Source organism: Liquorilactobacillus mali KCTC 3596 = DSM 20444 (assembly GCF_000260415.1).
Lineage (GTDB): Bacteria > Bacillota > Bacilli > Lactobacillales > Lactobacillaceae > Liquorilactobacillus > Liquorilactobacillus mali.
This window is the reverse complement of record NZ_BACP01000011.1, coordinates 37,718-45,904: the sequence shown is the minus strand read 5'-3', so window position 1 is coordinate 45,904 and position 8,187 is coordinate 37,718. Positions and strand designations below refer to the sequence as shown.

Genomic DNA, 8,187 nt, shown 5'->3' with positions numbered 1-8,187 from the left:
ATACTTTGCTATGTAATTGCTTAGACAGAATATTTTGACTTATGGAACAAGAACGTATTATCCGAAATAATATAGAGAAGCCGGGTCAAAAGTTAACTTTTGACCCGGCCTCCCAAAAATCTCTTAACTTTTATACTTCTATATACACTGTGTGCTCATTTGCTGGTCGTAGACGTCTTATTTGCATAATATTCGTCTTCAATTTTTTTATATGCCCCAGACTCAACCTTATCAACAGCAGTTGCAATTAATTCTAAACTACCGGCGTAGTCATAACTCTGATTGAAAAGATGATATGCTTTGTCTGAAGATTGTGCAATTTCTGGATAACGTAAACGGTATCGATTAGCATACTGTAATAAGCGTTCTGTCAAAGATGCGCTATCAATTATATCGTTTGTTTTTTCGTTAAGTACATCCAAATCAGATTGAGTATCGATCAAAAGCTTGGTTATTTCATCCATATCAATCTTAACTTGATCCAACTTGTCAGCTAAGTCATCAATTTCAGCATTTACAGCATAAAAGTAATCCAAATATTCCTTAGACAATCCAGGCAAATTCAATTTTTCGAGGTCACGCTTCATACTGTGGATGTCAAAATCAAATTGTCGAACCGCTTCATGAGCTTCTTGTTCATCATTCCATAAAGTCTGCACACTATCACCGATTTTAGCCTGCTTTTCTTCAATAGCTTCAAGTTTTTCAATCTGTTTTGCTTGTTTTTCCTTGGTAGCAGAATATACAACTCTTTCTTTATCTTTGATTTTCTCCTGGTAGTCTGCAAGTTCTTGTTCAATTACCTTTAAATCCTCGTCAAGCTGCTTTGCATTTTCCATTTCATTATGATTAAAAGTATAATTCTGATTCAAGCGATCAAGTTCTATCAATAATTCACGCTGATTTTTTCGAGCATGAGCAACGAATTTTTCAAAAGTCCCCATCTTACCTTCAACTTCGCTTCTCGCTTTTATTTCTGACTCAAGTTCATCGTATGACTCATTAATTTCCTGATCAATTTTCTGATCCGTTTCTTTTGCATGATCCAATTCCAACTCACTCAAATTAACGATGTTTGTCGCAATTAATGTCTGAATCTCGGAGATTTTCCTGTCAAAATCCGTTGTGAAACCATATTCGGAGGCAGACATCTTGTCATATGCTTCTTTTATTTCAGTTATTTGCTCTGGATAAACATTCTTCACACTACGGTACAATGGAGGAATAACCTTTATTGCATTCTCTAACAAAGCTGTTTCTTTTTTCAATACTTTCAATATCTCAGTTGACTTCACATAGTCACCCAAATTAGTTGTCTGACTATAACTGTCGAAAGTTTTCTCAATTCCAGCCAAATTTTCTTCGAGCTTATCAATACTGGGACCAAATGAAAAGTTTTTTGCAAGAAGCGTCTTACGAAGATTTTGATACTTTTGTTCTAGTTCTTTTGTCCTCTTTTGATGCTCCAAATTACTTTTTTTGAAAGTCTGCAGATTTTGTTTTGTTTCTTTTTCCAGCTTACCGGCATTCTCAAGCTTAGTATCAAGTAAGTTCAATTCCCTTCTAACTTCAAAAAAACGGTAGTGGCTGTTTGCTTCCACTAATTCTGCCAGATGTTCAGATATCTGAGGCAATTTGTGATTGATCATATATAAATAATTTTGTTTTGTCTCTTCAAATTGAGTAAGTGACTCCCCAGATAATCTAATTTTCTCCGTGCTAAGAATCTCCTCATGTACTGAAGACCCAACAAGATTATTAACTTGTTCCTTTTTCATTGCAATTTCGGAACTATTTTTCCGTTGCAAATAAAAAAAAGAAAAGTAAGCCACCACAGCGACTATTACAATTGCACTCAAAACTAACGTCATCAAGTCCTCACTCCTATGTATATCCACTTTTTGTTTTCCCACAGTAAGAACTAATATCTTACTATTATTTAAAATAAAAAAATTAAAACTTGCTTAATGGTTCATTTCAATCTAAAATCTACTTAATTATATCATAGTAAGTAATGACATTACACTAGATTAGTACACTTGAATGGGAGTTTTGAGATGAAAAATACGCTTTTAGGTCAACAATTAGATTCATTGCTGACAAATGAATCTAATTTTATTGCAAATTTAGCAAATGCATCTGCCTTAATTTTTGAAAGTTTTCCCAACATTAACTGGGCTGGTTTTTATCTTTATGAACATCAGAATAATGAACTGATTCTTGGGCCTTTCCAAGGAAAAGTTGCATGCATGCACATTGCAATCGGCAAAGGTGTCTGTGGTATGGCCTTTAAGGAAGGAAGAGACATAGTAGTTGACAATGTCTTAGAATTTCCGGGACATATTGCCTGTGACGCCGCAAGCCGTTCAGAAATCGTTGTTCCACTGATCAAAAATGGTAAAAAACTTGGAGTGCTTGATATTGATTCCCCCAGTGAGAATCGCTTTACAAAAGATGATCGTCTTACCTTGAACTCTCTAGTTGAAATATTACTTGATCACTGCGACTAGCTTGACTAATAATAGATTTTTAGCTATACTGTTCCCTGTGTAAAATATGCAGCAGTCTGCGGTAAGCTCGTCAACAGTTCGTTGCCCTATTCGGTTCAGTTAGTACCTCTTCGGCTGCAAGGGTGAACGCTGCAAAACAAACTGCACGAATACTAAGCAGACAAGCCTATTTTACTCCAAAAAAAATTATTGGAGGAACTTTTTTTATGTCTCGTTATACAGGTCCAAGTTGGAAAGTATCACGTCGTTTGGGTATTTCATTGACTGGTACAGGTAAAGAATTAGCACGTCGTCCATACGCTCCAGGACAACACGGTCAAAACAACCGTCGTAAATTATCTGAATATGGTTTGCAATTACGCGAAAAACAAAAGCTTCGTATGATCTATGGCCTTTCAGAACGTCAATTCTCAAACCTCTTCAAACGCGCTGGCAAGATTCGTCAAGGTCGTCATGGTGACAACTTCATGATCTTGTTGGAACAACGTCTGGATAATATCGTTTACCGTTTAGGTTTAGCTACAACTCGTCGTCAATCACGTCAGTTGGTAAACCATGGTCACATCACAGTCAATGGCAAACGCGTTGATATTCCTTCATACGAAGTTTCTGTAGGCGATGTAATTTCATTACGTGAAAAGTCAAAGAACTTACAAGTTGTTAAGGATGCCCTTGAAGCAATTGTTGGCCGTCCACAATTTGTAACTTTTGACGAAAACAAGCTTGAAGGTTCATTAGTTCGTTTACCAGAACGTGAAGAACTTGAAGCTGAAGTTGATGAAGCTCTTATCGTTGAATACTACAACAAACTTTAATAACCGACTTTTTGTCAGTTTGGTCAGATTCTTTTATGAATCTGGCTTTTTTTGTTTAATCACAGTCAACAATCTTTAATATAATGCTATACTTTACCTACATGAAAGGAGTTAGATTATGCTAAAACCTCTAGCCTATCGTATGCGCCCAAAAAATATTGACGAAGTTGTCGGGCAGCAGCACTTAGTTGGAGCTGGTAAAATTATCAGGCGTATGGTCGATGCAAGATTGTTATCCTCGATGATTCTTTATGGCCCTCCTGGAACTGGAAAAACAAGCATTGCCAGTGCTATTGCAGGTTCAACAAAATATGCATTTAGGATGCTCAACGCAGCGACTGATTCCAAAAAAGAATTAGAGGTTGTTGCTGAGGAAGCCAAAATGAGTGGTACAGTCATTCTCTTACTTGATGAAATCCATCGTTTGACTAAACCTAAACAGGACTTTCTGTTGCCTCATCTTGAAAGCGGCCGAATAATCTTAATCGGTGCTACAACTGAGAATCCATATATAGCAATTAATCCGGCCATTAGAAGCCGTACACAAATCTTTGAAGTCAAACCTTTGACTGAAGATGATATCAAAAAAGCTATTAAACGAGCTTTATCTGATAAAGTTAATGGTTTAGGTATGATGAATGTCGATGTGGCACCAGAAGCTATGAATCATCTTTGTCGCGCTACAAATGGTGATCTACGTAGTGCATTAAATGCACTTGAATTAGCCGTCAAGTCGACTCCCCCAGAAAATGAAAGCAAAAAAATCAATATTTCTTTGCCTATTATTGAGGAATGTCTGCAACACAAAGCACTCGTTCAAGACAAAGACGGTGATGCTCATTATAATGTAATCTCGGCCTTTCAAAAGTCTATTCGCGGTTCTGACGCGGATGCTGCACTGCATTATCTTGCACGTTTGCTTGCTTCCGGCGATTTGATCAGTGTTAATCGTCGACTCCTGACCATCGCTTACGAAGATATCGGCTTAGCAAACCCTTCAGCGGCTGCAAGAACTGTCGCGGCCGTAACTGCGGCCGAAAAGATTGGTTTGCCCGAAGCCAGAATTCCCCTATCAGTTGCCGTGATCGATCTATGTCTGTCACCTAAGTCCAATTCAGCAATAAAAGCTATCGATGATGCACTTGCAGATATTGATCATGGTGGTTATGGCGACGTTCCTGCTCATTTAAAGGATGCACATTACCAAGGTGCTAAAACACTTGGTCACGGAGTTGATTATCAGTATCCGCATGACTACCCGCACGATTGGGTCCCCCAACAATATTTACCTGACCCAATCAAGAATAAGAGTTATTATCAACCAAAAGATAATGGTCGCTATGAAGCCGCTTTAAAAGACCAGTATGCACGCTTAAAAAAGATGCAAAAAGGCCAAAAGTAACCGTTAACATTTGAAAAGAAGCAACTTGTATGATAACATATAAGCATAATCTGAAATGTACGCGTTGTCTCACAATGTAAGGTTGACCGAACACTTATATACCTTGGCTTTTGAAATATTTTGTGGATAACATGCCCATATTGTTTGGGAAGTTAGAAGTTAAATTATCAGAAACCACCTGCTTGTTTGCGGGTTCAACTACAGAGACGATTAACGGCATTAGACGGATTCCAAAGTTTATTCTTTGGACAGAGGGGGCTATGCTGAAACATTTGTTTTGGCGTGGCCTCTTCGTTTTGCATATCCTAATTTCTTTGATCTTCAAGAGATTACAACATATACTATATTTTTGTGAGGAATTGTGATGATAAGTACAATCATAAGCTTTTTCATATTTTTACTTGGAATACTGCTACTTTTTATTGGTTTATATCTACTAAAACACAAGAACGAACCTTTCATGCTCTTTCATCCTGAAAAGCATAAGGATCTAAGAATCATTATCCAAATTACTGGGACACTTCTACTAATTTTGGCATTTTTGACCTTTGTGAGTTTAATACTTAACAACCAAATATTCCTATCTGTTATTCTGATTCTTGATGTAGCAATCATTCCAATCTTACCAATTCTAATGCTTAGTTACATTGAGAAATAGTTCACTATAATCTACCATTTTGCTTTAGATTTCTAGCAAATTGCGGTAAAATGGAATTGAAAGATGAAAGGGTGATTTGTATGTTACAACAATATAAAAATATTCTAGTACCTGTCGATGGTTCCAAGGAAGCTGAATTGGCTTTCAAGAAAGCCGTTGCTGTTGCTAAGAGAAATGGCAAAGAAGCACACTTAGAGTTACTTCATGTTGTTGATACACGTGCCTTCCAAAATATTTCAAGTTACGACACTAGCATGGTGGACGAAGTTGTCGCGACCGCTAAGAAAAAGATTGAAAATTATATTAGTGAAGCTAAAGCCGACGGTGTTGAAAATGTATCTTATTCCATCGAATATGGTGCACCAAAAACAATTATTGCTAAAGACAAACCTACTGAACTGAAAACCGATTTAATTATGATCGGTGCGACTGGGTTGAATGCTGTTGAACGCTTGCTCCTAGGATCAGTTACAGAATACGTCACAAGAACTGCAAGCTGTGATGTTCTTGTTGTTAGAACTGATTTAGATAATAAGAAATCTGAATAATAACAAGGTCAGATAGATTAGATAGTTTGAAAGTTAACTAGCTTGTTCAAACAAATTTAATAGTATTTGCTAGTCATGTGCTATAGGCGTATAAAATTCAAGTTTAGACGGTAAATTTTGATTTATTAAGTGTGTTTATATGTAACAAAAAAGAAGAGGTTGGTTAAAAGTTAAATTTTGACCTGACTCCTCTTTTTTTACCTTGTTCCACATAAATAAATATTGTTCAATCACCCAGCGGATACTATCTACTCAGAACTTGTTTTATGGTTAGCATTCTTCCCTATTTTTGTTCCATAAAATTATTTTCTACTTACATTCATTGTCCATTGTCTTTTTTTATCTCGCAATTTATCAAGTGATCGTCGACCATTCCAATCGCTTGCATAAATGAATAAATAATTGTTGGGCCAATGAATGCAAACCCTCTTTTTTTCATGTCTTTTGCAATTTTTTGCGAAAGTGCCGTTTGTGCTGGCACCTGCTCGCCAAACTCCCAATGATTGACAATTTGCTTATCTCCGACAAAACTCCATAAGTATTGCCCAAAATCAAAACCTTCTTCTTTTAACCTAAGCAAAGTTTGTGCATTTTTAATAATGGCTCGAATCTTTCGCTGATTACGAATAATTTCTTTGTTAGCCATTAACTGCTGAATATCTTCTTCTGTCATTTCTGCAACTTTTTGTATCTTAAAATTATGAAAAGCAGCTTTAAACCCATCTCTTTTCTTCAAAATCACTTCCCACTTCAAACCTGCTTGCATTATTTCCAGCGAAAGCATCTCAAAAAGAATCTCTTCATCTTTTTTTGGAACTCCCCACTCCTCATCATGATACGCTATCAACAATTCATTTCCAGTTGCCCATGAACACCTCATCAAATTCCTCCCTCATTATGTAGAAAATACGCAAAAAAATGATTATCTCTTTTATAATAACAAAAAGAGGCATGCCCCACTGACACACCCTCTTCATTAATCACATATGGTTGGTACTCCATAAGTCAAAATTTTGTGTTTACTCATAAAATACTTATAGTACAGTAATAATACACTCTCATAAATTTGCATTGCTGCTCGATTTATATTTATTTATATTATACTTCGATTAGTATTATCTATTTTTTCTCTGGCAATTTCTCTTCTCCAAGATCGACAAAATCATAGTGAAGTTTTGCATTATCATTAAATTCTTCGATTGCTAACTCAATTAACTGATCAATCAAATCACTGTAATTGATTCCCGACACAGCCCATAACTGTGGATACAATGAAATATTTGTAAATCCAGGCAATGTGTTAACTTCGCCAAAATATGGTACATCATTACTGTCAACTAAGAAATCCATTCTTGCTAAACCACGATTACCCAGTACACGGAAAGCATCCAATGACATTTGCTTGATTTCTGCAGTTAATTTCTCTGGTAATTCAACTGGCATCTGGAATTCAACACCTGAAGCATCGACAAACTTATTGTTATAGTCATAAAAGACGTCATCTTCTGGTATCTTGATTGCACCAAGCTTTGATGCCTTAGCATTGCGATTACCTAGCACTGAACATTCAACTTCACGCGGATGATCAACCGCCTCTTCAACAAGCAGTTTAAAGTCATAGTGGAATCCTTCTTTGACAGCCTTGTCGAATTCAGCCTTGTTCTCAACCTTATAGATACCGACTGAAGAACCCTGACGAGCTGGCTTAACAAACATTGTTGTTCCAAGCTTCTCACTGCATTTTTCATAAGTATATTCTGCTTGATTTTCTGGAGTAACCACAATATACTTCGTGTTGCGGATACCGTGGAACGTCAATAATTGCTTTGTTAGATCCTTATCAAAAGACACACCCGAAGATGCAACACCACTGCCAATCCATGGTTTGTTCAACAATCTAAACAAACCTTGAACTGTGCCATCTTCACCCATATTGCCATGAATGACCGGGTAGAAAACATCAATATCTTTTACCTCAGAAATATTTTGAATGTTTGCAAGCGGATTAGAAAAATCGACATTTGCAGTTGCTTCAGCAACAACTTTGTCTTCGTCCTCCCCATTAAAAATTCTCATTGAATCTTTGTTTCCCAAAAGGTAGCCATTCTTTGTAAACATAAATACAGATACATCATACTTATCTTTATCCATTCCATCGTAAATGTTGTGCGCAGAACGTTTTGAAACAGCATGTTCTGATGAGTTACCTCCAAAAAACAATGCAACGTGTAATTTCTTTTTTTCCATGAAAATT

General features: G+C 36.5%; 8 protein-coding genes and 1 other RNA gene. 6 read left to right on the top strand and 3 right to left on the bottom strand.

What is annotated here, in order from left to right; genetic code table 11:
- Positions 1–155: 155 nt before the first annotated feature.
- Complete coding sequence (gene ezrA / locus GSM_RS02085; RefSeq protein ID WP_003688933.1) at positions 156–1,871, bottom strand: septation ring formation regulator EzrA; 1,716 nt, start codon at positions 1,869–1,871, stop codon at positions 156–158.
- A gap of 186 nt (positions 1,872–2,057) precedes the next feature.
- On the opposite strand from ezrA, the gene GSM_RS02080 reads away from it, so the two are divergent.
- From GSM_RS02080 to GSM_RS02060, 6 genes are all read left to right on the top strand, one after another.
- Complete coding sequence (locus GSM_RS02080) at positions 2,058–2,510, top strand: free L-methionine (R)-S-oxide reductase MsrC (protein ID WP_003688935.1); 453 nt, start codon at positions 2,058–2,060, stop codon at positions 2,508–2,510.
- A gap of 206 nt (positions 2,511–2,716) precedes the next feature.
- Positions 2,717–3,325, top strand: coding sequence for a 30S ribosomal protein S4 (rpsD, locus tag GSM_RS02075; protein WP_003688938.1), 609 nt, complete (start codon positions 2,717–2,719; stop codon positions 3,323–3,325).
- Positions 3,326–3,443: 118 nt separating this feature from the next.
- Positions 3,444–4,727, top strand: a complete 1,284-nt coding sequence (locus GSM_RS02070) for a replication-associated recombination protein A (protein WP_003688939.1) — start codon at positions 3,444–3,446, stop codon at positions 4,725–4,727.
- A 44-nt stretch (positions 4,728–4,771) separates the two neighbouring features.
- Positions 4,772–4,961: non-coding RNA, 6S RNA (gene ssrS / locus GSM_RS14635), on the top strand.
- 130 nt (positions 4,962–5,091) lie between these two features.
- Positions 5,092–5,385: a hypothetical protein gene (locus GSM_RS02065; protein ID WP_003688941.1), complete on the top strand. Its 294-nt coding sequence runs from the start codon at positions 5,092–5,094 to the stop codon at positions 5,383–5,385.
- A gap of 80 nt (positions 5,386–5,465) precedes the next feature.
- Entirely contained in the window at positions 5,466–5,933 is a 468-nt protein-coding gene (locus GSM_RS02060; protein WP_003688943.1) for a universal stress protein, read from the top strand.
- A gap of 319 nt (positions 5,934–6,252) precedes the next feature.
- On the opposite strand, the gene GSM_RS02055 is transcribed toward GSM_RS02060, so the two are convergent.
- Both GSM_RS02055 and GSM_RS02050 read right to left on the bottom strand, forming a co-directional pair.
- Positions 6,253–6,813 carry a DNA-3-methyladenine glycosylase I gene (locus GSM_RS02055; RefSeq protein ID WP_003688945.1) on the bottom strand — a complete coding sequence of 187 codons (561 nt, stop codon included), beginning with the start codon at positions 6,811–6,813 and terminating at the stop codon, positions 6,253–6,255.
- A 239-nt stretch (positions 6,814–7,052) separates the two neighbouring features.
- Positions 7,053–8,180 (bottom strand): D-alanine--D-alanine ligase family protein, encoded by a 1,128-nt coding sequence (locus tag GSM_RS02050; protein WP_003688946.1) that lies wholly within the window; start codon positions 8,178–8,180, stop codon positions 7,053–7,055.
- Positions 8,181–8,187 lie beyond the last annotated feature (7 nt).